Genomic DNA, 25,926 nt, shown 5'->3' on the forward strand with positions numbered 1-25,926 from the left:
TGAGCAGGATCGCGCCACCGTCCGAGCTGCCGTGATCGACGTCGAAACAGGCGATGACGGGCCTGCGGAGAAGATCAGGAAACAGCAAGCACTCTGTTGTGGTAGGCTGCGTCACGCGAAAGCCTCCTTTGTGGCGGAAAACGGTGTGGCAACTGCTTTCTACCACGCGGAGGCTTTTGTTTTGTCAGATTTCGTGAATATTCCGGGCTAACGGAGTGGAAGTCATGCTCCCGGAAAGCGATGAATACACGCCAACCCCTGCCATTTCCCACGCGATTCTCACGTACAACAGCGTGCGCAAGACGGGGCTCGCTGACGGTATCGTGATCACGCCCTCGCACAATCCTCCCCAGGACGGCGGGCTCAAATACAATCCTCCGAACGGAGGGCCGGCGGAATCCGTCGTCACCGACTGGATCGGATCGAAGGCGAACGAGTTTCTCGAGAATGGCCTGCGGAGGGTGAAGAGATATCCTTTCGAGAAAGCTCTGCACGCTTCCACGACGCACCGGCATAACTACCTGGACGCCTACATCAGGGATCTCGGCAATGTGATCGATCTGGATGCCATTCGCGGGGCGAAGATCAGCCTCGGCGTGGATCCGCTCGGCGGCGCCGGGGTCCACTACTGGGGTCCGATTGCCGAGCGGTACGGGTTGAACCTCACCGTCGTCAACCAGGAAGTCGATCCGACCTTCCGCTTCATGACGGTGGACTGGGACGGCCAGATCCGCATGGACCCATCCTCGCCCTGTGCGATGCAGAGCTTGATCGGCCTGAAGGACCGCTTCGAGATCGCCTTCGCCTGCGACACGGACCATGACCGGCACGGAATTGTCACCAAGAGCACGGGGCTGCTTCCACCGAATCACTACCTTGCGGTCGCCATCTTCTACCTCTTCCGACACCGGCCAAACTGGGGCGAGGGGGCGGCGGTGGGCAAGACGGTGGTGAGCAGCCAGATGATCGATCGCGTCACAGCGAAGCTTGGCCGGAAGCTCTACGAGGTGCCGGTCGGTTTCAAGTGGTTCGTCGATGGCCTACTCGACGGCTCGCTTGGCTTCGGCGGCGAAGAAAGCGCGGGTGCGTCGTTCGTCCGTCTGGATGGCAGTGTGTGGACGACGGACAAGGACGGAGTCGTCCCGGCTTTGCTTGCGGCGGAGATCACGGCGCGGATGGATCGCGATCCCGGCGAGATCTACCGCGAACTCACGCGCGAGTTCGGCGAGCCTGTTTACGACCGCGTCGACGCGACGGCTACGCCCGAGCAGAAGGAGATTCTGGAGGGACTCTCGGCGCAGCAGGTCCGGTCCACGGATCTGGCCGGGGAAAGAATTCAGGCCATCCTCACCCGCGCGCCAGGCAACGACGCTCCCATCGGCGGCTTGAAGGTGTTGGCGGAGAGCGGTTGGTTCGCGGCGCGTCCGTCCGGGACCGAGGAAATCTACAAGATCTATGCCGAGAGCTTCCGGGGAGCGGATCATCTGCGCCGCATCGTGGAGGAAGCGCAGGCGATCGTCGGCGATGCTCTGGCCGCGTCGGCTCCGAGGGAGAAGTCATGAGCAACATAACCCGCGTCAGCCACCCGATCTACAACCTCCTACCCACCGAAATCGAGGGGTTCGATTCTTTGGCGGAACTCGCCCTGGACATGCGCTGGTCGTGGAATCACGCTACGGACGAGGTGTGGCGACAGCTTGATCCCGACCTCTGGGCGATCACGAGCAACCCCTGGGTCGTCCTCCAGACCGTCTCCCGAGACCAGATCGAGCGCGTGCTGGCCGACCCCGCCTTCCGCAAGCACGTGGATGACCTGGTCAAGACTCATCGGCAATCGTCGCAGGCCTCCGCGTGGTTTCAGGAGAACCATCCGCGGACTTCCCTGACCTGCGTCGCCTATTTCAGCATGGAGTTCATGTTGAGCGAGGCCTTGCCCATCTACTCGGGCGGGCTTGGCAATGTGGCCGGCGATCAACTCAAGGCCGCCAGCGATCTGGGCGTGCCCGTGGTCGGCGTGGGGTTACTCTACCAGCAAGGCTATTTTCGCCAGGTGATCGACAAGGACGGAGTGCAACAGGCTCTCTTCCCGTATAACGACCCTGGGCAGCTGCCGATCACGCCTCTGCGCCACCCGAACGGGGAGTGGCTGCGGTTGGAGATCGTTTTGCCCGGATACTCGGTCTGGCTGCGCGCCTGGCAGGTCCAGGTCGGCAGAGTCAAGCTTTACCTGCTGGACAGCAATGACGCGGCGAACTTCCCCGCTCATCGAGGAATTACCAGCGAGCTGTATGGCGGCGGGCCGGAGCTGCGCCTCAAGCAGGAACTTCTCCTCGGAATCGGCGGATGGCGACTGCTCAGCGCGCTTGGGATCCAGCCGGAAATCTGTCATCTGAATGAAGGGCATGCGGCCTTTGCAGTGTTGGAACGCGCCCGCGGTTTCATGCAAGAAACCGCGCAGCCCTTCGAAGTCGCGCTGGCCGTCACTCGAGCGGGGAACCTTTTCACCACCCACACGGCAGTGGCTGCAGGCTTTGACCGCTTCGCTCCGGATCTCATCGAGCAATACCTCGGGCGGTACGCCGACGAAAAGCTCGGCATTACAGTCCACGATTTGCTGGCCCTGGGCCGCCAGAACTCAGACGACTCGTCGGAGAGTTTCAACATGGCCTATTTGGCAATCCGCGGAAGCGGGGCGGTCAACGGCGTGAGTCGCTTGCACGGGAAGGTGAGTCGGCACATCTTCGAGCTGCTCTTTCCGCACTGGCCAGAGGACGAAGTACCGGTCGGACACGTGACCAACGGAGTCCACATGCCCACCTGGGACTCGGCCCCGGCCGACGATCTTTGGACGGAAGCCTGCGGAAAGGACCGCTGGCTGGGGACCGCGACCACCCTGGAGCAGGACATTCGCCGTGTCTCCGATGCCAGGCTCTGGCAATTCCGTACCGCCGCCAGCAAGTCTCTCGTTGAATACGCCCGCGAACGATTGTCCCGGCAACTCATCTCCACAGGCGCCTCGCCCCAGGCAGTTGACGAGGCGAAACATCTTCTTGACCCCAACGCATTGACGCTGGGCTTCGCGCGCCGCTTCGCGACCTACAAGAGACCGAACCTCTTGCTGCACAATCCGGCACGTTTGCTCCGCCTCTTGGCTGATCCTGAGCGTCCGGTGCAACTCATCATCGCCGGCAAGGCCCATCCGGAGGATCGGGCGGGACAGGCCTTGATCCATGAATGGACAACTTTCATCCGCCAACCAGACACCCGAGCCCACATCGTCTTCCTGAGCGACTACGACATGCTGTTGACCGAGCACCTGGTGCAGGGCGTGGACGTCTGGATCAACACGCCACGGCGACCCTGGGAGGCGAGCGGAACGAGCGGCATGAAGGTGCTGGTTAATGGAGGCATCAATCTGTCGGAGCTGGACGGCTGGTGGGCCGAAGCTTACACGCCTGAAGTGGGGTGGGCGTTGGGGGACGGCCAGGAACATGGCGACGATCCCGCTTGGGACGCTGAAGAGGCCGACGCGCTCTACGACCTGCTCGAGCGCGAGGTGATCCCGGAGTTTTATGCCCGAGACGCGAACGGCATTCCCACCGCATGGGTCAGGCGGATGCGGGAAAGCATGGCGCGGCTGACGCCGCGCTTCTGCGCCAACCGCATGGTGCGCGAGTACACAGAGCAACACTACCTGCCGGCCGCTGCCGCCTACCGTTTGCGTCTTGCCAATAAGGGCGCAATCGGCAGGCAAATGGTCGATTGGCAGCGCAGTCTGGAGCAGAACTGGGCCAAGGTGCACTTCGGCGAAGTGAAGGTCGAGACTCGTGGCGAGCAGCACGAATTCGAGGTCCAGGTCTGGCTCAATGATCTCGACCCAAACGCGGTGCGGGTAGAGCTTTGCGCCGACGGCGTTATGGGCCGTCCGCCCCTGCGGCACGAGATGATGCGAGGTCGCCAACTGGCCGGTGCGTCGTGCGGCTATGTTTACAGTGCGGCTGTGTCTGCGGTCCGCGCGGCAGCGGACTATACGCCGCGACTTGTACCGCACTGCGACGGCGTCGCGATCCCACTGGAAGATGCACGAATCCTGTGGCAGCGGTGACGCGCTGGACCCGCACCTTGAGGCGACACGAGGAACGTGCCCGCGCTGGAGCGTTTCTGAGATTGCTCAGCGTAGAGTTGTTCCGGACGACTTCGATTGCGTTTGGCCAAGTGACCGATTCTCAACGACTTGAGAATGCCCCCACCAGGACTCGAACCTGGGACCAACGGATTATGAGGGAAAATCTCGAGGACGCCGTTTCGAGCTTTTTCCGAAGCGGCGCCCATTTCCTTGTCCACCGTCTCCATGCTGTTGCGTAGAGTCTGCGTAAACTTTGGCCGCCGCGCGGGAGTGCGACGGAATGTGTGAAGCAGGCTACGACCCGAGCCGCCGATCCCCGACCCGTGTTCCCTCGCGCCGTCCGGTATGGGCCAGCGCTGATCGCCGGCGGCCAAGGCTTCGCCGGCAGGTGCTACTGCATCCCCGCCAGTTGGATTTCGAAGGTGCGCCTCGCATGATCATCTCGTGCCCGTCACCCGGAGTATCGATCCCGCACAACACGGTCGTTTGCGGCGCCCCGCAGGAAACCCTCCCCGCCGGCTCGTCGTACCGCCTCACGGGATCCGCGAATCCCCCGTGATCAGCCGGGCACCGCGCTCGTAGCGCAAGTAGGCCCATGCCCATTCCGCCAAGACGAGAAATCGGTTTCGAAACCCGATGAGCCAGAAGATGTGGACTACGAGCCAAAGCAGCCACGCCGGTAAACCCGAGACACGGACGCTTCGGCGTTCCGCGACCGCGGCCGCGCGTCCGATGGTGGCGAGGTTTCCGCGGTCCCGATAGCGAAAAGCGGTGTGCGGGAGACCGTGGAGCGCTCGGACGATGTTGGCCGCGGCGTGCCGCCCCTGCTGGATCGCCACGGGAGCCACGCCAGGAAGGGGTCGTCCGTCCTGCTCGATCGCAGCGAGATCGCCGATCACGAATACGTCCGGCTGTCCGGAAACCGTGAGATCGGGCCCGACGAGTACTCTTCCGATGTGGTCGAGCGGCACTCCGAGCGAGCGCGCGAGCGGCGGAGCTGCGACTCCGGCCGCCCAGACGACGGTGCGGGCTTCGATCCGGGCCCCACCGATGAGGATCCCCCTCTCGTCGACAGCTGTCACCGGGGACCGCGTCGCGACCTCGACGCCGAGGTGACCCAAAGTCTCAACGGCTTTGCTCGAGAGCCCGTGGGAGAACGACGGGAGGATCCGGGGTCCCGCCTCCACGAGCAGGATGCGAGCGGTGGTCGGGTCGATCCGCCGGAAATCCCGCTTCAGAACATGCCGCGCAATCTCGCCGAGAGCCCCGGCGAGCTCGACTCCCGTCGGACCTCCCCCGATCACGACGAATGTGAGCCAGCCGCGCCGTTTGTCGAGATCGTCCTCACGCTCGGCCGCCTCGAACGCCAGGAGGATGCGCCTCCTGATCTCGAGCGCGTCCTCGATCGTCTTGAGACCTGGCGCGTGGCGCGACCACGCGTCGTGGCCGAAGTAGGAATGCGTCACTCCGGTTGCCACGATGAGGAAGTCGTACTCGACGACGCCGTCGGCAAGGATGACCCGGTGGCGTTTCGCATCGAGGGCCTTCGCCTCGGCGAGAACGATCGACGTATTCCGCTGCCGCCGCAGGATTCGACGAATGGGAACTGCAATGTCGCTCGGGTTCAGGGCAGCCGTTGCCACTTGGTACAGCAAGGGCTGAAAGAGATGATGGTTGCGCTTGTCGATCACCGTCACCGTTACCGGCGCGCGGCGCAGGGCGCGCGCAGCGTAGAGGCCGCCGAAGCCTCCGCCCAGGATCACCACGTGTGGAGCTCTGTCGACGGCACCCTGCCCGCCGGAACGGACCTGGCTCGTGCGCATCATGCTGGTGATCCGGGTCCCTCACCGCCCGGGGGCTTTCTCCCGCCCGAACCGTGCCGGCTCGAGACTCGCAATGTATCCTCGGCGCGGCGGCACACGCCCGGCCGGTCGACGCGCGGTGCCGCTTCCTGTGCGAGCGTCTGCGTCATCATGCCGAAAGTTGCCTTGCTGGCCGTGTAGGCGCCGTACCCAGAGCCGAACCACTCATCGACGTCGCGGGCCGCCATTCCGCTACCGATATAGTCGTCCCAGCAGCGGGCGAGCAGCGCGAGTTGCCCGGCGTCGTCGCTCGAGTGACGACCGTTCAGCGCCTCGTGGACCAGGTCGACCGACGAGACCGTGGGGTAATAGGCCGATCGGAGCGACGGCCTGATGGACACGAAGTAGGCCAACGTGGGCCGCCGGAAGCCCGCGGCGATGTGGACGGCCGACGTGTCGGTCGACACGACCGCTCGGGCGTCGCACAGCCAGGCGAGATAAGTCTCGAGGTTCGGGGACAACGGGGAAACGTCGCGATATGAAGAATGCTCCACGGGACCGAATCCGAGCACGATGCCGCGCCAGTTCCGGCACACTGCTTCGACGATCTCCCGGCGCACCCGGGATGGGATGCTCCTCAAGGGCGTGCTCGCGTTCGGACAGAACAGGACGTAGTCCGGGTGGGGCGGTAGGACGGGATGGCGGAGTTCCGAGAGCCAGTCGGGGTTCTTGTCGGAGGGATCGACCGAGACGGGGTCGAGCCCCAGCGCCGTGAGGAAGTAGTCGATCATCGGTAGCCGCGCGAACGCGGGCCGGAACATGAAGTCCGCCAGGTCGACGACGTGACCGCCGGAGAAGGCGTCGAGCGTCACCGGCAACTCCGCGACGGTCGCGAGGAACGGGATCCGCCGGTAGAGGCCGTTCAGCTCGGGGGTGTAAGGCGAGCGATAGACATGGAGCCGGAGGCCGGGATACCGTCGCTTCAGGATATGGAGCGCCTGGAGGCCGACGATCGAGTCCCCGACGGCGACCCCCATCGCGTTGATGATGTGGAGGTCCCGAGGCGCACCCGCGCGTCCGACCTCCTCGACGCGCACAAGTGTCGGACCGAGGGTCCCGCCGATCGGTGCGAGCCGGGCCCCCGGAGGCGAGGCGTGCTCGAGGCAGAAGGGCGTCGTCACCCAGTGGCCGTTCACCAGCACCGCGGCGCCCGACAGGGGCCCGCGGCGCGACGGAGCCTGTCCCGATGCGCGGCCTCCCCTCCCGCGCGGGTGAAACGAGCCGCGGTCGTCGGCTTCCTCCACGTCAGTGTTCCTCCGGAAGGCGTCCCTCGAGGTCGGCGGGGCGAAACGGCCCCGGCTCGGCGATCAGCCGGCGCGCCGCTTCGACCTGTCCCCATACGTTCCACAGGAGCACGCCTCGCACCCGCCCATTCTCCAGGTAGTACAGCACACCCTCGCGGTTCGGTTCCTTCCAGTCGGCCACGACCTCAAGACGCGCGTCCAGCTCACCGACCGCCTCGTAGCCCAGCTCGAAGAGGTCCGAGTAGAAGAACGGCTGGTGACGATAAGGCTCGCCCGCTCCGGCCATGGCGCGGCCCGCGGCGAGGCCCATGGTGTTGGCGTTGTCCTCGTGCTCCACCCGGATCCTCTTGCCGAGCGCCGGGTTGCGGAAGGCCGCTACGTCGCCCGCCGCGAAGATGTCCGGGTGGCTCGTCCGTAGCACCTCGTCCACGTGAATCCCGCCGTCCACCTCGAGCCCCGACGTCCGGGCCAGCTCCGAGTTCGGCTCGACGCCGATTCCGGCCACGACACCGTCTACGACCATCGTCTCGATGTTCGCGCTGCCGACAGCCTTGGCCTCGAGCCGCAGCCGCTCGCCCTGGGGTGCCGAACCGATGGCCGTGTGCCCGATCAGCACCCGGACCCCCTTCTGCGCGTAGAAGGCGTTGAGGAAGAGGCCCAGTTCGCGGGGGAACACGCGGCTGCCGATGGTCTCATGAGGGAGGAGAATCGTCACCTCCCTTCCGTTCATCGCCAGGGCCGCCGCGATTTCGGAGCCGATGAAACCTCCGCCGATCACCGCGAACCGACGACCCCCTTCGGACGAGGCGCGGAGGTTACGGTAGTCCGCCAGCGTGCGGAAGTAGTTGATCCGGCCGTCGCCGAACGGGAGGCGCCGGGGCGTGCCCCCCGTGGCCAGCAACAGCTTCTCGAAGGTGTGGACGGTCCCGCGATCGTCGGTCGCGCGTTTTCCCGCCGCGTCCAGGGCGACGATCTTCCGCCCGAGATGGAACTCGGCGCCGAGCCCCTCCGCGCTGCGCCAGACGCTGTCCAGAGGCTGCCCCTTCCACAGCGCCTTGGAGAGGGGCGGGCGGTCGTAGGGAGGATCCGCCTCGGCGCCGATCACCGCGATGGAACCCTCGAGGTCCACCTCGCGGATCCCGTGGAGGGCGGCGTCCCCTGTCATGCCGGCACCGATGATCAGGTACTTGTCGTGTGGCATCGGGCCTCCTCGTCGCGCGGCCGGCTCGATGGCGGGCGCCATCGCCTCGGCCGTGCGAGCGGGAGAATGACCTCTTTCATGGTATTCCTCATTCCACCGCATCTCACGCTTTCGCGCCGACGCCGTGAAGTGTGTCGGTCCGCGGCCGTAGCTCCTCCGACGCGACCGATCTCGCCTCCCGGACCTCGGTCAGGGAAGCCAACGTGAATGCGGCAAGCGCCCTCGTGGACGACGCTGACGAGGCCGAGGACGTGATGCAGGATGCGTACGTCCGGGCCTACGTCAACCTGCGGCAGTTCGCAGGACGGGCCAAGTTCTCCTCGTGGCTGACGCGGATCGCGGTTCACGAGGCGCTCGCCCGGGCGCGCCGTCGAGGCCGCATCGCGGATCTCGTGCACGGGGACGACGAGGAAGCGGAGACCGATTCCATGGACCGATTCCCTTCGAGTGGTCCGCGCCCGGCCGAGCAGGTGCTGGGCCGCGAAGTCCGAGACCTCCTGGAAAAGGCGGTCTCCGGACTCGCGCCGATCTACCGGTCGGTGTTCGTGCTGCGGGAGGTCGAGGGGCTGAGCGTCGCGGAAACGGCCGCGAGCCTCGGCATCCGCGAGGAGGCGGTGAAGGTCCGGCTCCACCGCGCGCGGGCCATGCTGCGGGACGACCTTCTCGAGCGGGCCGGCCGCCGGCCTCCACGAGGTCGCCCCGGCTCGCGACAGCCGTCGCCGGTCGGTGAAGCATGCAGAGGGGGCTCGTGCGCGTCACTCGGGGGTAAGATCGTGCCGGTCGAGCCGTGGGCCGGAGTGGACCGGTCCGCACGCGAAAGCAAAAGGAGGGGGCGATGAACGACTCACCGCGCAGCAGCGACGGCCTCTCTCCCTGGTGGAGACATGGGGCAATCGTCGTCATGGTCGTCGGATTCGCGGTCCTTTCCTACATGACGGTCCAGACGTACAGGAGCGCGCCGCCGATCGCGCGCCGCTTCGTGGACGAAGCCGGCAACTTGGTAATGACCGCCGAGGACGTCGAGAAAGGGCAAGAGGTCTTCTTCAAGTACGCTCTCATGGAGCACGGCACGATCTGGGGTCACGGGGCCTACCTCGGACCGGACTACACGGCGAAGTACCTGCACCGCCTAGCCGAGACGGTGCGGGGCACGATCGCACAATCGAGCCCCGGCGCCCCGTCGGCGCGGCTTCCCGCTGCGCTCCAGTCCGAGGTCGCCGCGGAGACGGCGCGCACGCTCAAGCAGAACCGCTACGACCCTGCAACGGGAACACTCGTCTTCTCGCCAGGGGAAGTCGCCACCTACAGGAGCCAGCTCGTCGAGTGGAGCAACTACTTCGGCGGCGAGAGAGCCGCTCCGGGGCTCCCGCCGCGCTACATCAAAAACGCGGACGAGCTCAACGCGCTCGGCGCCTACTTCGCGTGGGCGACCTGGGCCACGGTCGCGAACCGTCCCGGCAAGGACTATTCGTACACCAACAACTGGCCGTACGAGCCGCTCGCGGGCAACCGGCCGACGACTGCCGCCTACGTCTCGAGCGCTCTCAGCCTCGTGACGCTCCTGGGCGGGCTCGGTCTAGTTCTTCTCTTCTTCGGCAAGTTCGACTATCTCGGATGGAAAGGTGGACACGGAGAAGTCCACGCACAGGAGCCGCCGTCACGACCTCCCGGTCTCACTCCGAGTCAGGTGGCGGTCGCCAAGTTCTTAGCAGTCGTCGGCCTTCTCTTCCTGCTCCAGACGCTGGTGGGCGGCGCCATCGCGCATTACCGCGTCGAGTCGGGAGCGTTCTACGGAATCGACATCAGCCGCGCCGTCCCGTACAACCTGCTCCGCACGTGGCACCTGCAGCTCGCCGTCTTCTGGATCGCGACGGCCTGGGTCGCCGGTGGCCTCTTCCTGGCTCCGTGGATCGGCGGGGCGGAGCCGCGAGGACAAAAGCTCGGCGTCAACCTGCTCCTCGGCGCTCTCGTCGTCGTCGTTCTCGGAAGCCTCGGCGGTGAGTATCTGGGAATCAACAATCGGCTCGGCAATCTGTGGTTCTGGCTCGGCCATCAGGGTTCCGAGTACCTGGATCTGGGACGGCTCTGGCAGGTCCTTCTCGCGGCCGGTCTCGTCCTGTGGCTCTTCCTGATGTTCCGAGCCCTCAAGCCCGCTTTCAAGATCCCTGCCAAGTCGGAGCTGTCGTCGTTGTTCCTCTACGCGGCGGTGGCCATCCCCGTCTTCTACCTCCCCGCGCTTTTCTACGGTCCGCGCACGAACTTCGCGGTGATAGACAACTGGCGATTCTGGATCATCCACCTCTGGGTGGAAGGGTTCTTCGAGCTTTTCGCCACGGTTCTTGTCGCGGTCATGTTCACGCATCTGGGTCTGGTGAGCATCAAGACCGCCACGCGGGTCATCTACCTGGACGCCATCCTGTACTTGAGCGGTGGCATCGTCGGCACGGCTCATCACTGGTACTTCACGGGGCAGGGCGCCGCGACCATGGCGCTCGGTGCGCTCTTCTCGGCGTTGGAAGTCGTTCCCCTCACGCTCTTGACCCTGGATGCCTGGGACTTCATCCGGCTCAAGGACAAGCGCTGCGAGCATTGCGGAGAGGACCTCGCCGCCACCCAGAAGTGGGCCATTTACTTCCTCATGGCGGTGGGGGTCTGGAACTTCGTCGGCGCTGGCGTCTTCGGCTTCCTGATCAACCTGCCCATCGTCTCGTACTTCGAGGTCGGGACGACCCTGACCCCGAACCACGGACACGCCGCGATGTTCGGCGTGTTCGGCATGCTCGCGCTGGCCCTCGTGGTCTTCTGCGTTCGCGCGATCCAGACGGACGCCGCCTGGAGCCGATCGGAGAGATTCGTCAGGATCGGCTTCTGGGGCCTCAACGTCGGCCTCGGGCTGATGGTCGTGCTCGACCTCTTTCCCGCCGGTGTCCTTCAGCTCTGGGATTCCGTCGCCAATGGTTACTGGCACGCTCGGCGCCTCGAGTTCCTCATGGGAGGCACGTACCACAAGCTGGAATGGCTCCGTATCGTGGGCGACATGACCTTCCTGATCGTTGGAGTCCTGCCGATCGCGTGGGTGGCGGTCCGCTCCTACGTGGGAACCCTTCGAGCAGGCGCAAGTTCCGGACTCCATTGATCGATCGCCGGGGGCGGTATTCGCGTCGGGCTTCAGCACTGTTGCGCTTCGGAGAACTGGGCGATGGCCTTCGACCGCGGGCGGATGAGCGTCTGCGCGAGGCCCAGTCCATTGCCGCGTTCGGAATGAACCTGGTCCGGGCGATGTTGCGGCCGGGCATAATCGGGCACGAGATCGCAACGGAGGTGCTCTACACGATGACGAAGGCCGGCGCGGAAGGAGCGAGCGCGCCGGTTCACGTCAACAGCGACATGCGCAAGTTCTGCGATAATGTGAGCGGGTAGGAACGCTGATGAGACCGGGCACCCGGCCTTCCGATTGGAGATGGTGGGGGGCACCGCAGTGACGCCGACGAGGCAGAGTGCCGATCCATGGGTTCTTCGAAGAGACGATTTAGCTGCGCTGATGCGAGCGCTGCGAGACGAAGGCTATCGACTCGCCGGGCCAACGATCCGCGACGGCGCGGTCGTCTATGACGAGATCGGGGATCTCGAGGATCTGCCGTCGGGATGGAAGGACGCTCAAGCGCCTGGACGCTACCGGCTGGAACGAAGAAACGACGAGGCGTTGTTCGGCTACACGGTGGGACCGCATTCCCTGAAGAAGTGCTTCCTACCCCCGATGCTGCGACTGTTCAGCGCGAGGCGCGAGGGCGACGGGTTCGTCGTCATGACCCACGAGCCCGAGGAACCGGGCGGAAGAGCGCGCGAGATGCGGGACGACACGCCGCCGGGCGAGCTCGCGCTGGTCGGGGTTCGCGCTTGCGATCTAGCCGCTGTCGCTGTCCAGGACCGCGTGTTGAGGCAGGGTGAGCACGTCGATCCGCATTACGTCGCGAGACGCGAAGGGATCTTCATTGTCGCGGTGAACTGCACCGTTCCCGGCGGCACCTGCTTCTGCGCCTCCATGGACACGGGTCCCCGCGCGACGCAAGGGTTCGATCTCGCTCTCACCGAGTTGCTTACTGACGGAGAACACCGGTTCGTTGTCGAAGTCGGGAGCGAACTGGGGAGCGCCCTGCTTTCGCGGGTCGAGGCGAGGCGCGCGAGCCAGCAGGACCTCGCCGCCGCCGAGGCGGCCATGGTGGGCGCAGCCAGTCGGATGGGCCGGGCGCTGGACACGCGCGAGATCAAGAGGCTGCTCTACGAGAGCGCCGAGCACGCGCGCTGGGACGATGTCGCGAACCGATGCCTGAGCTGCGCGAACTGCACGATGGTTTGCCCGACGTGTTTCTGCACGACGGTCGAGGACGTGACCGATCTCGCCGGCAGCCGTGCGGAGCGCCTGCGGCGCTGGGAGTCCTGCTTCGCCACCGCGTTCACCTACATCCACGGCGGAAGCATCCGGCCTTCGGTCAGGGCTCGCTACCGTCAATGGATGACGCACAAACTCGCCTCGTGGATCGATCAGTTCGGCACCTCCGGCTGCGTGGGGTGCGGCCGGTGCATCACGTGGTGTCCCGTCGGGATCGACATCACCGAGGAGGCCGCGGCCATGCGAGCCACGATGAGGAAGACCCCTCATTCAGAGAAGCAGTGAGGACGAGACCATGGAAACGCTCGAACTTATTCTGAGAGAGCACCCGTTTCTTGAAGGCCTGTCGGAAGATCAGATCCGGTTCATCGTCGGGTGCGCCAAGAACGTCCGTTTCGATCCGAACGAGTTCCTTTTCCGGGAGGGAGAAGAGGCGAGGACGTTCCATCTGATCCGCAGTGGGAGGGTCGCCCTCGAAATTCACGTCCCCGGCAAGGGAGTGTTGCAGGTCGAGACGATCCTCGAGGGCGACGTTCTCGGGTGGTCGTGGCTCTATCCTCCCCACCGACGGGCCAACGACGCGCGCGCCCTGGAGACCGTGAGGGCCATCGCGTTCGACGGGGCGTGTCTGAGGGCCAAGCTCGAGGAGGACCACGACATCGGCTACGCATTCATGAAGAGGCTGCTCCATCAGATACTGCAGCGTCTCGAGCGAGTGCGAATGCAGCGTCTCGACGTCTACAAGGTCTGAGAACGATGAACGCGATCGCCACGGCCGGCATTGGACCCATGGTGCCCGAAGCCCGTGAGATTCTGGCCACGACCCGCGAGACGCACGACACCTTCACGCTGCGGCTCGGGGCGAGCGGCCGCGGCGAAGGCCACGGCTTCGCGCCGGGCCAGTTCAACATGCTCTACGTTTTCGGCCTCGGGGAGGCGGCGATCTCCGTAAGCGGTGATCCGGAACGCCCGGAGGAGCTGATCCATACGATTCGCGCCGTGGGGGGGGTCACGCAAGCCCTACAACGCCTCCGGCGCCGGGCGAAGATCGGCGTCCGCGGGCCCTACGGGACGGCCTGGCCCCTCCATGAGGCGAAGGGACGCGACGTCATCGTGGTCGCCGGCGGGATCGGGCTCGCTCCCCTCAGGCCTGCGATCTACCAGCTTCTCCGGCACCGACGGCATTACGGCCGCCTAGTGATCCTCTACGGCGCGCGGACGCCGGGTGACCTGTTGTACGCGAGGGAGATCGAGCAGTGGCGCGGGCGGTTCGATGCGCAGGTCCTGGTGACGGTCGACCGGGCCCAGCGGGATTGGTACGGCCAGGTCGGTGTCGTGACGGCTCTGATCCCCAGGGCTGACCTCGATCCGGCGAGCTGTATCGCGATGATCTGCGGACCCGAGGTCATGATGCGGTTCACGGTGCGTGAGCTCGAGAAGCGCGGCGTCAGCGAGGAGCAGGTTTTCGTTTCGATGGAGCGCAACATGAAATGCGGCGTCGGTTCGTGCGGGCACTGTCAGTTCGGACCCTACTTCGTTTGCAAGGACGGGCCCGTCTTCCGCCTCGATCGCGTCGCACGCCTCCTTGGGATCCGGGAGATCTGATGACGAAGCCGGCGAAGAAGCCCAAGCTCGCCGTCTGGAAGTTCGCCTCCTGCGACGGCTGCCAGCTCAGCATCCTCGATTGCGAGGACGAGCTGCTTGCCATAGCGGACGCCGTCCAGATCGCGAACTTCGTGGAAGCCTCGCGCGCCGTGGTCAAGGGACCCTACGATCTCTCGCTCGTCGAGGGGTCGATCACGACGGCCCACGACGCCGAGCGGATCCGTGAGGTCCGCCTGCTGTCCAAGAAGCTCGTGACGATCGGGGCCTGCGCGACGGCCGGGGGCATTCAGGCGCTCCGCAACTTCCGCAACGTCGAGGACTTCGTGGCGGTCGTCTACGCGAAACCCGAGTACATCCACACGCTCGGCAGGTCCACGCCGATCGCGGATCACGTCGCGGTCGACTTCGAGCTGCGCGGTTGTCCGATCGACAAGAACCAGCTTCTCGAGGTGATCGCCGCGCTACTGAACGGCCGCAAGCCGAACGTCCCCGAGCACAGCGTTTGCATCGAGTGCAAGCTGCGCGGCACGATCTGCGTGATGGTCGCGTCCGGCACTCCTTGCCTCGGCCCCGTGACGCACGCTGGCTGCGGCGCGCTCTGCCCGGGGTACGACCGCGGGTGCTACGGTTGCTTCGGCCCCAACGACATTCCTCGGACGGTGCCGCTCGCGAATCACCTCCTTGCGCTGGGCATGACGTGGTTCGAAGTAGGACGGGTCTTCCGGACCTTCAACGCGGGGTCGCCAGCCTTCAAGAGTGAGAGCGAGCGCCATGGCTAGGACGATCCACGTGGACTACCTGGCGCGGGTCGAGGGTGAAGGAGCGCTCACGATCCGCTTCAAGGGCGACCAGCCGAAGGACGTCGAGCTGCGTATCTTCGAACCGCCTCGGTTCTTCGAGGCCTTCCTGCGCGGGCGGTCGTATCACGAAGCGCCCGACATCACCGCGCGCATCTGCGGAATCTGCCCCGTGGCCTACCAGATGAGCGCGTGTCGGGCGATGGAAGATCTTCTCGGCATCGAGGTCGAAGGGCCTGTGCGCGAGCTGCGCCGACTTCTCTACTGTGGCGAATGGATCGAGAGCCACGTCCTGCACATGTTCATGCTCCACCTCCCGGACTTCCTCGGCTACCCTGATGCCATCGAGCTCGCAAGGGACCATCCGGAGGCGGTGATGCACGGCCTCCGGATGAAGAAGGCGGGCAACGCGATCGTTTCAATGGTCGGAGGCCGGGAGATTCATCCGATCAACGTGCGCGTGGGCGGCTTCTTCCGCGCGCCGTCGCGGGCGCAGCTGCGCCAGCTCCTTCCCGAGCTCGAGTGGTCCAGGAGAGCGATGCGGGAAGCGGCCGTGTTCATGGCGGGGCTGAAGTTCCCCGAGTTCGAGCGCGACTACGAGTTCATCGCGCTGCGTCACGAAAGTGAGTACGCGATCTACGATGGGCGCATCGTATCGAGCAAGGGGCTGGACATTCCCGTGAGCGAGTTCGACACCCGTTTCGAGGAGGAACACGTGGCGCGGTCTAACGCGCTGCACTCGAGGATCAAGGGTCGGGGGGCCTACCTCGTCGGGCCCCTCGCGCGGATCAACCTCAACTTCGAGCACCTGTCCGTCGCTGCGCGCGAGACCGCCGAAGTGATCGGACTTCGGGTCCCGTGTTTGAACCCCTTCAAGAGCCTCCTCGCCCGGGCGGTCGAGACGGTGCACGCATTCGCCGAGGCGATCGCGATCATCGAGGCCTACGAGCCTCCGGAGCAGCCGAGGCTCGCTCATGCCGTCCGCGCGGGCACGGGTCGCGGCGCGACGGAAGCCCCGCGTGGGATCCTCTACCATCGGTACAAGACCGACGGTGAGGGGATCATCGAAGACGCGAAGATCGTGCCACCCACCTCGCAGAACCAGCTCTGCATCGAAGAGGATCTCTTCACGATCGCGCCGCGGCTCGCCACGATGCCGGCTGCTGAGGCGACATGGCTGGCGGAGCAGTCGGTCCGCAACTACGACCCCTGCATCTCGTGCGCGACCCATTTCCTGCGTTTGCGTATCGACCGGGAGTAAGCCGTGCGCACCCGCGTCATCGCGATCGGCCAGCGCGCGGCGGGGGACGACGGCGTCGGTCCGGCCGTGCTGGATCACCTGACCCGAGCCGCGCGGAATGCCGGCCCGAGGGACGGGGCCGCTGGTGAACGCTCGGGGCCGGGGGACTCGTCCGGGAGCCTGGAAAGTGCGGGGCCACAGCGCGGCGTGGAGTTCTGCGAGGCGGCCGACGCGACGGAGCTGATCTCGCTTCTTCAGTGCGACGGAGCGGTGATCTTGATCGACGCGTTCGTGGGCGAGGAGCCTCCCGGCACGGTTCGCGAGATCCCCGTCGAGATCCTCGACGAGGCGCGGACGACGCCTGTCTCGTCCCACGGGATGAGCGTGCGCCAGGCGGTCGATCTCGCGCGGATTCTCTCCCCGGAGCGGGTCAGCGCCTCGATCCGCATCGTGGGCGTTAGCATCGCCCGCCCGATGGATCGCAGCTTTGGGCTATCCCCCGCGGTGGCTCGGGCCGTCCCGCGCGCCGCCGGCGCGGTCATGGGCATGCTCGGCGACTGAGAGCCCCCCACTGTCGCTTTCGCCCGTCAACCCTCCCTGCGAAAACGACAGGGCGCGTTCGTTTCGGGGCAAGTCCGTGCGATTATCGCGGCTGGCCGTCTCCGTGATGGACGGGGCCTTTCCCCTCTGTCGATCGTTCCTGAGGAACTGACGTAACGCCTATCGAGGCCGCGACCAGCGGATTCAAAATCCGCTGGTCTGGCTCGGACGAGGCCGACGCGTTCCTCGCTAAGTGCCTCACGGACTGAGAGTTGCGGGCAATGCCCCCAGCAGGACTCGAACCTGCGACCAACGGATTATGAGGGAAAATTTCGAGGGCGCCGTTTCAAGCTTTTTCCGAAACGGCGCCCATTTTCTTGTCCACCGCTTCCACCGGTGTCCACGGTTTCCATGCTGGCGCGTAGAGTATGCGTAGAGTGGGGCGCCGCCTCCTGTGCGCCGGTTCTTCCTCGCCGCCAGAAGACCGGAGACACCGACGGCGGGGCTTGAACGGGTCTATTGACGTGCAGAACGGAACCTGCTACAAGCTAAATTCATATTTCTAACTTGTACGGAGGGTTCCGTGATCCCCGACGAAGCCATCGGCGTCCTTCGGGACATGAACCCCTGGTGGGAGTACCCGACGGTCGTGCGGCCGGAGCCGCCCGCCTATCGCCGCCGCGCGATCCTCGACATCGAGAAGCGTCTCGTCGCCCGCGGGCAACTCATCGAGGTGATTCGAGGGCCGCGCCAGGTCGGAAAGACGACAGGGGTCCATCAGATCGTTCAAGACCTGCTCCTTCAACACGGGACGGCTCCGAGGGAGATCTTGTTCGTACGGTTCGACCTCGAGATCTTGCGGGAATGCCCGGGCGGGCTGCTCGGCATCGTTCGTTGGTTCGCGGAGAGCATTCGTGGGCGGAAGCTCGGAACGCGACCTGCACCCTACGTATTCCTCGACGAGGTTCACAAGCTACGGCGCTGGGATGAGGTAGTCAAGCATCTCGTCGATACATTCCCCGTGCGGCTTCTTCTGACCGGTTCGTCGAGCGTCCTGGTAGCGAAGGGGGGGAGAGAGAGCCTCGCGGGACGAGCGTTCTCGACCGAGCTCCCCCCTTTCCTCTTCCGCGATGTCTTGGAAGCGTGGGCGCCGGAGCTAGCTCAGGCGTTGCCTCCCAGGCTCCGATTCACCGATGCCTTCGACAAACGGGTCGTGGAGGTCGCGGAGACGCTCCACCGTCTGAAACCCCAGCAAAGGCTCTCCCTCTTCAGGAGGTTGGAGCGCTACTACAACCGCGGCGGGTACCCCCGTCTCCACTCGGGCGAGGTTGACGACGACGTGTGGGCGGACTACCTCGTCCAGACCGTATTCGAAAACGTCCTGGGAGCAGACATTCCGGATGTGTTTCCCGTGCAGGACCCTGGCCTACTGCGCCACCTCTACCTCTCGATCGCGCGCTTGACCGGCAACGAAGTATCCCAGCCGTTCCTCACGCAAGAGGCAAACGCCGCGGGCTTCAAGACCACGCAGCCGACGGTGGGCCGGTATCTCCATTATCTCGCCGATGCCCTCCTCATCCGTGAGTTCCGCAGATACCCCCTCACCCGCAGGAAGTCCGTGCGCGTGCCAGCGAAGATCACGCTGACCGATCTCGGGGTTCGCAACGCGATCTTCCGCGGCGCGCCGTCGCTCGCGGAGGGCGACCCGGCCGTTCTCGGCCCCCTCGTCGAGACCCTCGCGCAGGGCGTCATGCGCGACGTGGATCTGCGCACCTACTTCTGGAAGGACTACGAGAAGCCGGGCGACCGCAGGACCTCCTTCCTCGAAGTCGACTTCGTCGCCGAACGCACCGACGGCACGACCCTCCCGATCGAGGTCAAGTATCGACGAAAGATCGACCCCGAGGACCTTCGCGGCCTCAAGGTCTACCTCGAGCGCCTGGGCGCTCCGCAGGGCATTCTCGTGACGCGGGATCACTACGAGTGGAGAACGAAGGAGCGGATTCTCTGCGTTCCCCTGATGGACTTTCTGCTGCTCTTCTGAGGCTGACAGGGTTCCTGGCCGTTTCCTGGAGCTTCCGGTGGTTGCCAACGACACTGACCTGAGCGCATGCGTCGAACTGGTCCCGCTGCCCGTCAAGGATCGCGCCGTCCGCTGCCGCCTTCTAGCCAGCGGCGATCTCATCGCGGTGCGCGCACAGAGCCTCTGGACGACGGGGCCCGGCGAGATCGAGGGAGCCGGACTCGCGGCGTGTGGTAGCGTACTCCAATGGAACGCGGGAACGGGGGATCCGAAGAAGTGCGGAGAGCGCACGGCCTTCCATCGCGCCGGCCGAAGGACGTCGTCCGAGGCAAGGTCCGGGCGCACGATCCCTTCGAGCTGATCCGCTGGCTCGCCTACAGCCAGCCCGACCCGCGAAAGGCTCTCGCCGAACTGGTCCAGAACAGCCTGGATGCCGGTGCGCATCGCGTGCGCGTCACGCGTGTCCGCGAGCGCGGCCGGCCGTGCCTGCGAATCCTGGACGACGGTGAGGGAGTGATCCCCGACCTTGCTCGCCGTGAGGCCCTTCAGTACATCGCTACGCACATCGGCCACAGCCGCAAGTGTCAGCTCTCGCCGCAGGAGCGCCTGACGCTCATGACCCAGGGGCAGTACGGCATCGGGTTGCTCGGCTTCTGGTGCCTCGGCGAGATGCTCGAGATGCGAAGCGCGGTGCCCGGTGATCGGCCGCATCGGTTGATCCTCCACCGCGACCGGCCCGATTTCGTCGTCGAGCCGCTTCGCTCGCGACTCGAGCTGAACGAGCGTTGGACGGAGATCGTCGTCGCCGGGCTCCACCGCGATGCGCTAAACGCTCTGATCGGTCGACGGGCCGCCGACTATCTCGCCTCGGAGCTACGCGGCCAGCTCCTCTCTCGCGACGTGGAGCTCGTGGTCGAGGACCGCATGTCGCGGGGACGAGCGCAGAAGATCATCCCGGTTCGTCCGCCGCGTTTCCTCGGCGAGCGGGTCGAGGGATTGGCCCGGCTCGACGTGCCCGGTCATCCTCCCGTGCGCCTCGAGGTCTACTTTTCCGGGGGAGAAGAGGACGGCTCCGAAGCGCGGGGGCTCGCCGTGTATTCTGCGGGGACTCTGGTCGCCGAGTCGTTCCATGAGCTTTCCTTCCTCGGGCTCGATCGCGCTCCGTGGACGGACGCGCGACTCACCGGGCTTCTCGACTTCCCCGCGTTCCGCGTGGCCCCCGGGAGCCGTCGCGGCGTTCTGGCGGACGAGGCCGCGGGGGCCTTCGCAAGGGCGCTCGGGACGATCGAGCCACTCCTTACGGCAGCTCTCGACAGCCTCGAGCGCAGGCGGACGGCGGAAAACGACCGGCTCCTGATCCGCGACCTGCAGCGCGCCTATCGAGACTTCTATAAGCAGCGGCCGCGGTACGAGATGCTCCCCGTTCGATCGAACGACGACCGCGGCGCCGGCCCCGGGGGCGCGGGGACGGGCGGCGCCGGTGGCGCGGTGCAAGAAGATGGGGAGAATGACGAGCATGGCCCTGAACGCGCCGCTGCACGAATTCCCCTCGGTGAACTTCTCCCCGCCGGTCCCCTCGACCACGCGCGGCTCACGCCGTCGCCCGTGCGCGTCGAGTGCTCCGGCAGGCGACGTGTTCGGGTCCATGCCCTCGATGCAGCAGGCCGTCCCGTCGAAGAGCCTGCGATCTTCGAATGGGCTCTTACGGGCGACGTGGGAAGACTCGAGCACGAATCCACCGGGCGCGTCGTCTTGCACGCGGCCGAACGTGAGGCCGAAGGGCGGATCGAAGTTAAGGTGAGGTCGGGACGAACGGAGGCGCACGCCGACGCGGAGGTCGTCGTCGTCGACGAGATTCGCTCGACGCGTTCCGACGAGGGTATCCCCGAACCCGACTTTGTCAACGAGCCGGGGAGCGGTTGGCGCTCGCGTCTTGTCGATGGGAAATGGCAGGTCAACACCGGCCATCGCGAGTACCGTGCGATTGAAGGCAGGCCTGCGCTCAAGCTCCGTTACCTCGCGATGCTCTTCGCGAAAGAGGTCGTGCTCCGGAGCAGCCAGGATCCCAGGCTCGAACGACCGCTCGAGCAGCTCGTCGAGGTCGCGGCCTATGCGGATCGGAATCTAAACGAGCGGAAGAAGAAGCGTCGGTCAGTCGAAGAGGCGTGACCGTAGGGTGGGTCGATGAGGCGGATTCAGAATCCGCGGGTCTTGGGCGAACGAGTTCCTCGTCTCATCGCCAAGTGCCGCCGGGACAATAACTTTGGAGCGTACACCCGAATCTCAGACCAGCGTACTTTTGGTCCGCTGGTCTCGTTTCGGCCCCCGCAGAGCCCGGTCCGGAAGTCGCTGGGTGCCAAACACTTCCAAGTGGCCGTTCGGACTGGGTGGGGCGTTGTTCCCGTCAGATTCGATGGCGGATGCGTAGACTCTGCGTAGAGTTCGTCCGGACGCTCTTGCTGGCGAAACACCAATCTGTTCGGTATCAACCATTTAGGAATGCCCCCAGCAGGACTCGAACCTGCGACCAACGGATTATGAGTCCGCCGCTCTAACCTACTGAGCTATGGGGGCGCAAGACCGATTCCGACCATTCTAAGACCGCTCGGCGGAAACGGACCGGCTCCGCAGGTCCCCGCGGATGCCGGGCCGCCGCCCTTGCTTCCTACTTCACCACCCACACCCCGTCCCGCACGGCCAGCTCCGTCCCGTCGATCATCACCTTCCGCCCGCAACCTCCCGGCCGGAAATCCACGACGAGGTCCACGTGCTGCGCCGAGCGGTTGATGACGTCGGCCGCCACCAGCTCCGCGATGCGCCTCTTCCCCTCGTCGGACGCAGGATCCTCGACGAAGCTCTGCTCGTAGCTGGCGCCGATCGCAATGTGGAGGGTGCCGCCGACCTTTTCCACGAAGAGCGGGTGCTTGAGGACGCGGGTGAGGCCGGGGTTCATGCCGAGCGCGAACTCGCCGAGGCGGTGCGAGCCGTCGTCGGTTTCGACGATCTCGCGGAGGCGCTCAAGACCGGCGTCGGCGCGGTAGTCCACGATCCGCCCGCGCTCGAAGCGCAGGTGGATCCCTCGGATGTCGTTCCCGGCGTGCGAGTTCGGAAGGTCGAGGTAGATCTCCCCCTCCGTCCCCGAAGCGACAGGGGCGGTGTACACCTCGCCGTCGGGGAGATTGCTGAGGCCGAACGACATCGAGGGGAGCGACGGGCCGATGTCGAGGAGAAGCGTCAGCTCGCGCCCGTCCAGGGCCTCCGTCACTACGGTCGCGCGCCGGCCGTCGCGGATGAGCGGGGCGATCCTCTCCTCCGCGTCGCGGAGCGGGCGCGGGTCGGTGACCGACGCGCCGACGACGAAGCGGATGTACTCGTCGAAGTCGATTCCCTCGAACGTCGCCATCGCGGGGGTCGGGTAGAGCGTGAGCACCCACCGCTTCCCGACCCTGAGATTCGCGAAGGGGCGGTCGGCGGTGGCGAGCGCCTGGGCCCGGGCGGCATCGAGCCCTTGGAAGCGCGACGGGTCCTCGGCGCCGAGGACCTCGACGTACTTGTTGAACGACTCGTAGCGCGCGCGGTGCCAGTCGGGAACCCGCGCGAGCTGCTCCGGCGTCGCGTGCCGGGCCACGCCCGCCGACCAGACGCGGCCGCGGTCGTTGTTCGGCGGGACGAGCAGCACGTCGGGAACGCCACCGGCCTGGACGACGCGGCGCTCGAGGATCTCGATCAGGGGCCAGCCGATCCGCTCTCCCTTGATCATCACGCGGTCCTCGGCGCGGATGCCGCCGAGGGAGTGGTCGAGGAGGATCGAGGCCCAGGTCTCGAGGTCCTGGGCCGCGATGACGGGCTCGATCATGCCGCGCTCCTTACTTGAGGTACTTCGCCAGGAACTCGTAGACTTCCTTCCTCGACTCCCTCGCGAACAGCGTATCCAACCGGTTGAAGCTGTGTCCTCCCGGCGCGTCCTTGTAAATCTTGTATTGGAAGTCCTTGCCCGCCGCCTTGAGCGCCTGGATCAGGTGCTCGACCTCCACCACGTCCACGTCGCGGTCGTTGGTATTCGTGTGGATCAGGAGCGGCGTCTTGAGCTTCTCGGCGTTCCAGGCCGGAGAGCGCCGCCGGTACTCGTCCACGTCCTGGTTGGCGGTCTTCCCGATGTGGTAGGGCGCGGAGAACTCCGCGCGGTACCCCTCGTCGGAGTATCCCATCCGCGCGAGGAGGTCCGAGACCGGCACCCCGGCGTACGCCGCCCTGAACTTGTCCGGGTGGTCGAACACGGCCATCAGCGCGATGAGCCCGCCGTGGCTCCAGCCCAGGATGCCGACCCGGCCTGGGTCCACGAACGGCAGGGTGTCGACCGCCCAATCGCGCCCCGCGACCACGTCGTCCACCTCGAGGCCGCCGTAGTCGATCGCCTCGCGGTACTCCTTCCCGTACCCGGTGGAGCCGCGGAAGTCCGGGGCGACCACCACGTACCCGCGGTCCATCAGCTCGCGCACGATGTGCGTCCAGTAGGTGTCGAAGTCGGCGTGGACGCCGCCGTGCGGGAAGAGCAGCAGCGGGTGCTTCTTCTCCCGGTCGAGCTTCTTCGGGACGAACACGTACGCCCAGACCTTGAACGGGTGGCGCTCGTTCTTGATCCCGTACGTCTCCTCCCCTTTCGGGTTCGGAGCGCTGGGGTACCAGATCTTGTCCACGTCGGCGACGTCCCCGACCCGGGCGAACCAGAGCAGGTCGTCCACCTTCTTGGTCAGGACCTCGATGTCGTCCCCGCTCGCCTGGAGCTTCTTCTCGATGGCTGCGACGCGCTTCTCGAGGTCGGCCTGGGCGCCGTCCGGCTCCGCGGCCTGGGCCGGCAGGGCCGTCGCGGCGACGGCCAGTAGCAACGCGGCAAGGATGGCGGTGCGAATGGCGGCCTCCTTCGGGGCGCGCGGCGCCCCGGGGCATGATACGCCCGGGCGGGGACTCCGGAATCGCGACCGAACGGGACTCGGAACCCTGTCGCGGCAGGACACGGTCGCCCGGGTGGGATGCCGCGGCGCTCGGCCCGGGCATCGCCCTGCGTCGTCGGCTAGAATCGACCGTGGTCGTCCCCTCACGGGCCCACGGTCGCTGGAGGTCTCCCATGAAGGTGCTGATCGTCTATTACTCCATGTACGGACACGTCGCCCGGATGGCGGATGCCGCTGCCGAAGGAGCTCGGGAGGCCCCCGGCGCCGAGGTCACGGTCCGGCGGGTCCCGGAGACCCTGCCACCGGAGGTCCTCGCGAAAATGGGCGCGGCGGAGGCCCAGAAGCAGCTATCGAAGGTCCCGGCTTGCACGATGGACGAGCTGGCCGCGGCCGACGCGATTCTCTTCGGGACGCCCACTCGATTCGGCAACATGTGCGGCCAGATGCGACAGTTCCTGGACGGAACCGGTGGGCATTGGCAGACGGGTGCGCTGGTGGGGAAGATCGGGAGCGTTTTCACGTCTTCGGCCACCCAGCATGGCGGTCAGGAATCCACCCTCCTGACGTTCCACGTGACCCTGCTCCACCAAGGGATGGTCGTCGTCGGGCTACCCTACGCCTTCCAAGGCCAGATGCGGATGGACGAGATCACCGGGGGGAGCCCCTACGGCGCCTCGACGATCACCGGCGGGAAGGGGGAGCGGATGCCGAGCGAGAACGAGCTGGCGGCGGCACGGTTCCAGGGGCGGCACGTCGCGACCCTCGCGGCGAAGCTCGCGCGCTGAGCCAGCAGCTCGCGTCACCGCCGTTCGTGAGGACCTGCGCGTAGGACGCGTCGGTTCGCAGACGTGTCCTAAGCGCAGGGGCGGGGGTCCGGGGGCAGAGCCCTCGGAGGCTCACGGCCCCTCCGGAGCCGCCGAGGCTCCGCCCCGGACCCCGCAACCGCGATTCACGACGGCCTGAGAAACGGCCGCCGCGAATCGCGGTTTCTTTTTGCAGAACTACCGCAGCGCCTGGATTGGATCCGAAAGTAGAGCCCTTCGGTGCGGCGGCGGTCCCCCGCCGCTGCTACGAAGGGCCCCGGGGGTCCGGGGGTGGAACCCCCGGAGGATCCACGAGAGACCTGACTCTAGCCGCGAACTCCCTCCCGCTCAATCCAGCGGGATGACGAGGTCGGGCCTCATCGGCTTGACCTCGAGGTGGTTCTCGACGCCGCGCACCCCGTTGACGCCCAGGACCAGCCGCTCCGCCCGCTTGCGGTCGTAGAGACGGGCGACGCTGCCCTCGAGCGTCACGACCCCGTCCTTGACGGTAGGCTGGATCTTCCCCGACACGCGGACGAACGAGCCGGCCCCGAGGATCGCGGTGACCGCCTTGAGGATGAACGCGTCGTCCTTCGCAGGGGTCTCGATCCGGTCGCTCACCGCGACGACCCCTTCGGTGCGCGCGGCCACATCGGCGGCGGCGAAGCGCACCCGCGCGTCGTCGACCTTCCCGGTGAGGGTCACGGTCCCCGCGTCGACGCTCACCCCGAGGCCGGCTGCGGCGACCTCCGGGTGGTCCTCGAAGCTCCGTTTCACGGCCGACCCGATGGCCGCGTCGCTCCCGCCGCGGGACTCGAGGTCGATCCGGCTCTCGACCTCGACGACGTCACGCACTTTGGCGGCGAGGTCGGTCGCCTCCCACGCCTGCGAGAGCGTGCGAACATGCCCGGTGAGGACCACGCGCCCGTCATGCACCCTCGCATCGATCCCGAGATGGCCGAGGATCGCCGACCGCCGGAGCTGCTCCGATACCCTGCGCGTCATCTCGGAGTCCTCCGCGGGGCCTCCGAATGCGGCGGCTGCGACGACCATCGCGGACAAGACGGCGAGCCCGGTGGGTAGGTGGCTTCTCATGCGGGTGTCCTCCTGACCCGAGCATAGCGCTCCGCGCCCCAGGGGTCC

Annotated in this window: 21 protein-coding genes and 1 tRNA gene; 15 read left to right on the top strand and 7 right to left on the bottom strand. The window is 66.2% G+C overall.

Annotation, left to right across the window (positions count from 1 at the left end; all coding sequences use genetic code 11):
* The 3 genes from LAO51_11140 to glgP all read left to right on the top strand — a co-directional run.
* Window positions 1–211: hypothetical protein (locus LAO51_11140; GenBank protein MBZ5639293.1), on the top strand; the 211-nt coding region annotated here is incomplete at its 5' end.
* On the top strand, window positions 198–1,562 hold the full coding sequence (locus LAO51_11145) for an alpha-D-glucose phosphate-specific phosphoglucomutase (protein MBZ5639294.1): 1,365 nt from the start codon (window positions 198–200) through the stop codon (window positions 1,560–1,562). The genes LAO51_11140 and LAO51_11145, both read left to right, overlap by 14 nt.
* Complete coding sequence (glgP, locus tag LAO51_11150) at window positions 1,559–4,105, top strand: alpha-glucan family phosphorylase (GenBank protein MBZ5639295.1); 2,547 nt, start codon at window positions 1,559–1,561, stop codon at window positions 4,103–4,105. Before LAO51_11145 ends, glgP begins: the two co-directional genes overlap by 4 nt.
* A 554-nt stretch (window positions 4,106–4,659) precedes the next feature.
* Here glgP and LAO51_11155 read toward each other — a convergent pair.
* From LAO51_11155 to LAO51_11165, 3 genes are read right to left on the bottom strand one after another with little or no spacing between them, the layout of a single operon-like run.
* On the bottom strand, window positions 4,660–5,949 hold the full coding sequence (locus LAO51_11155) for an NAD(P)/FAD-dependent oxidoreductase (GenBank protein ID MBZ5639296.1): 1,290 nt from the start codon (window positions 5,947–5,949) through the stop codon (window positions 4,660–4,662).
* A complete protein-coding gene (locus LAO51_11160) occupies window positions 5,949–7,232 on the bottom strand; it encodes an ADP-heptose--LPS heptosyltransferase (protein MBZ5639297.1) in 1,284 nt (427 codons plus the stop codon). Before LAO51_11160 ends, LAO51_11155 begins: the two co-directional genes overlap by 1 nt.
* A 1-nt stretch (window position 7,233) precedes the next feature.
* On the bottom strand, window positions 7,234–8,433 hold the full coding sequence (locus tag LAO51_11165; protein MBZ5639298.1) for an FAD-dependent oxidoreductase: 1,200 nt from the start codon (window positions 8,431–8,433) through the stop codon (window positions 7,234–7,236).
* 203 nt (window positions 8,434–8,636) lie between these two features.
* On the opposite strand from LAO51_11165, the gene LAO51_11170 reads away from it, so the two are divergent.
* From LAO51_11170 to LAO51_11220, 11 genes are all read left to right on the top strand, one after another.
* Window positions 8,637–9,272, top strand: coding sequence for a sigma-70 family RNA polymerase sigma factor (locus LAO51_11170; GenBank protein MBZ5639299.1), 636 nt, complete (start codon window positions 8,637–8,639; stop codon window positions 9,270–9,272).
* Window positions 9,269–11,569 carry a nitric-oxide reductase large subunit gene (locus tag LAO51_11175; protein MBZ5639300.1) on the top strand — a complete coding sequence of 767 codons (2,301 nt, stop codon included), beginning with the start codon at window positions 9,269–9,271 and terminating at the stop codon, window positions 11,567–11,569. Before LAO51_11170 ends, LAO51_11175 begins: the two co-directional genes overlap by 4 nt.
* A 41-nt stretch (window positions 11,570–11,610) precedes the next feature.
* Complete coding sequence (locus LAO51_11180) at window positions 11,611–11,853, top strand: hypothetical protein (protein ID MBZ5639301.1); 243 nt, start codon at window positions 11,611–11,613, stop codon at window positions 11,851–11,853.
* Between the two features lie 40 nt (window positions 11,854–11,893).
* Window positions 11,894–13,108 carry a 4Fe-4S dicluster domain-containing protein gene (locus LAO51_11185; GenBank protein ID MBZ5639302.1) on the top strand — a complete coding sequence of 405 codons (1,215 nt, stop codon included), beginning with the start codon at window positions 11,894–11,896 and terminating at the stop codon, window positions 13,106–13,108.
* Between the two features lie 10 nt (window positions 13,109–13,118).
* Window positions 13,119–13,574, top strand: coding sequence for a cyclic nucleotide-binding domain-containing protein (locus LAO51_11190; protein MBZ5639303.1), 456 nt, complete (start codon window positions 13,119–13,121; stop codon window positions 13,572–13,574).
* 5 nt (window positions 13,575–13,579) lie between these two features.
* Window positions 13,580–14,428, top strand: coding sequence for an FAD/NAD(P)-binding protein (locus LAO51_11195; protein ID MBZ5639304.1), 849 nt, complete (start codon window positions 13,580–13,582; stop codon window positions 14,426–14,428).
* Window positions 14,428–15,207, top strand: a complete 780-nt coding sequence (locus LAO51_11200) for an oxidoreductase (protein ID MBZ5639305.1) — start codon at window positions 14,428–14,430, stop codon at window positions 15,205–15,207. Before LAO51_11195 ends, LAO51_11200 begins: the two co-directional genes overlap by 1 nt.
* Entirely contained in the window at window positions 15,200–16,486 is a 1,287-nt protein-coding gene (locus LAO51_11205) for a Ni/Fe hydrogenase subunit alpha (GenBank protein MBZ5639306.1), read from the top strand. Before LAO51_11200 ends, LAO51_11205 begins: the two co-directional genes overlap by 8 nt.
* A 3-nt stretch (window positions 16,487–16,489) precedes the next feature.
* Window positions 16,490–17,026 carry a hydrogenase maturation protease gene (locus LAO51_11210; GenBank protein ID MBZ5639307.1) on the top strand — a complete coding sequence of 179 codons (537 nt, stop codon included), beginning with the start codon at window positions 16,490–16,492 and terminating at the stop codon, window positions 17,024–17,026.
* A 562-nt stretch (window positions 17,027–17,588) separates the two neighbouring features.
* Window positions 17,589–19,049 carry an ATP-binding protein gene (locus LAO51_11215; GenBank protein ID MBZ5639308.1) on the top strand — a complete coding sequence of 487 codons (1,461 nt, stop codon included), beginning with the start codon at window positions 17,589–17,591 and terminating at the stop codon, window positions 19,047–19,049.
* Between the two features lie 255 nt (window positions 19,050–19,304).
* A complete protein-coding gene (locus tag LAO51_11220) occupies window positions 19,305–21,197 on the top strand; it encodes an ATP-binding protein (GenBank protein MBZ5639309.1) in 1,893 nt (630 codons plus the stop codon).
* A 331-nt stretch (window positions 21,198–21,528) separates the two neighbouring features.
* Here the strand turns inward: LAO51_11220 and LAO51_11225 are convergent.
* The 3 genes from LAO51_11225 to LAO51_11235 form a co-directional block, all read right to left on the bottom strand.
* Window positions 21,529–21,602 (bottom strand) — tRNA-Ile (locus tag LAO51_11225).
* 91 nt (window positions 21,603–21,693) lie between these two features.
* Complete coding sequence (locus LAO51_11230; GenBank protein ID MBZ5639310.1) at window positions 21,694–22,884, bottom strand: aminopeptidase; 1,191 nt, start codon at window positions 22,882–22,884, stop codon at window positions 21,694–21,696.
* Window positions 22,885–22,894: 10 nt separating this feature from the next.
* Window positions 22,895–23,926 carry an alpha/beta fold hydrolase gene (locus tag LAO51_11235; protein MBZ5639311.1) on the bottom strand — a complete coding sequence of 344 codons (1,032 nt, stop codon included), beginning with the start codon at window positions 23,924–23,926 and terminating at the stop codon, window positions 22,895–22,897.
* A 227-nt stretch (window positions 23,927–24,153) separates the two neighbouring features.
* Here LAO51_11235 and wrbA point away from each other — a divergent pair, with 227 nt between their 5' ends.
* Window positions 24,154–24,765, top strand: a complete 612-nt coding sequence (gene wrbA, locus LAO51_11240; protein ID MBZ5639312.1) for an NAD(P)H:quinone oxidoreductase — start codon at window positions 24,154–24,156, stop codon at window positions 24,763–24,765.
* Window positions 24,766–25,131: 366 nt separating this feature from the next.
* On the opposite strand, the gene LAO51_11245 is transcribed toward wrbA, so the two are convergent.
* Window positions 25,132–25,878, bottom strand: coding sequence for a BON domain-containing protein (locus tag LAO51_11245; GenBank protein ID MBZ5639313.1), 747 nt, complete (start codon window positions 25,876–25,878; stop codon window positions 25,132–25,134).
* Window positions 25,879–25,926 lie beyond the last annotated feature (48 nt).

It is taken from the genome of Terriglobia bacterium, assembly GCA_020073205.1.
Lineage (GTDB): Bacteria > Acidobacteriota > Polarisedimenticolia > Polarisedimenticolales > JAIQFR01 > JAIQFR01.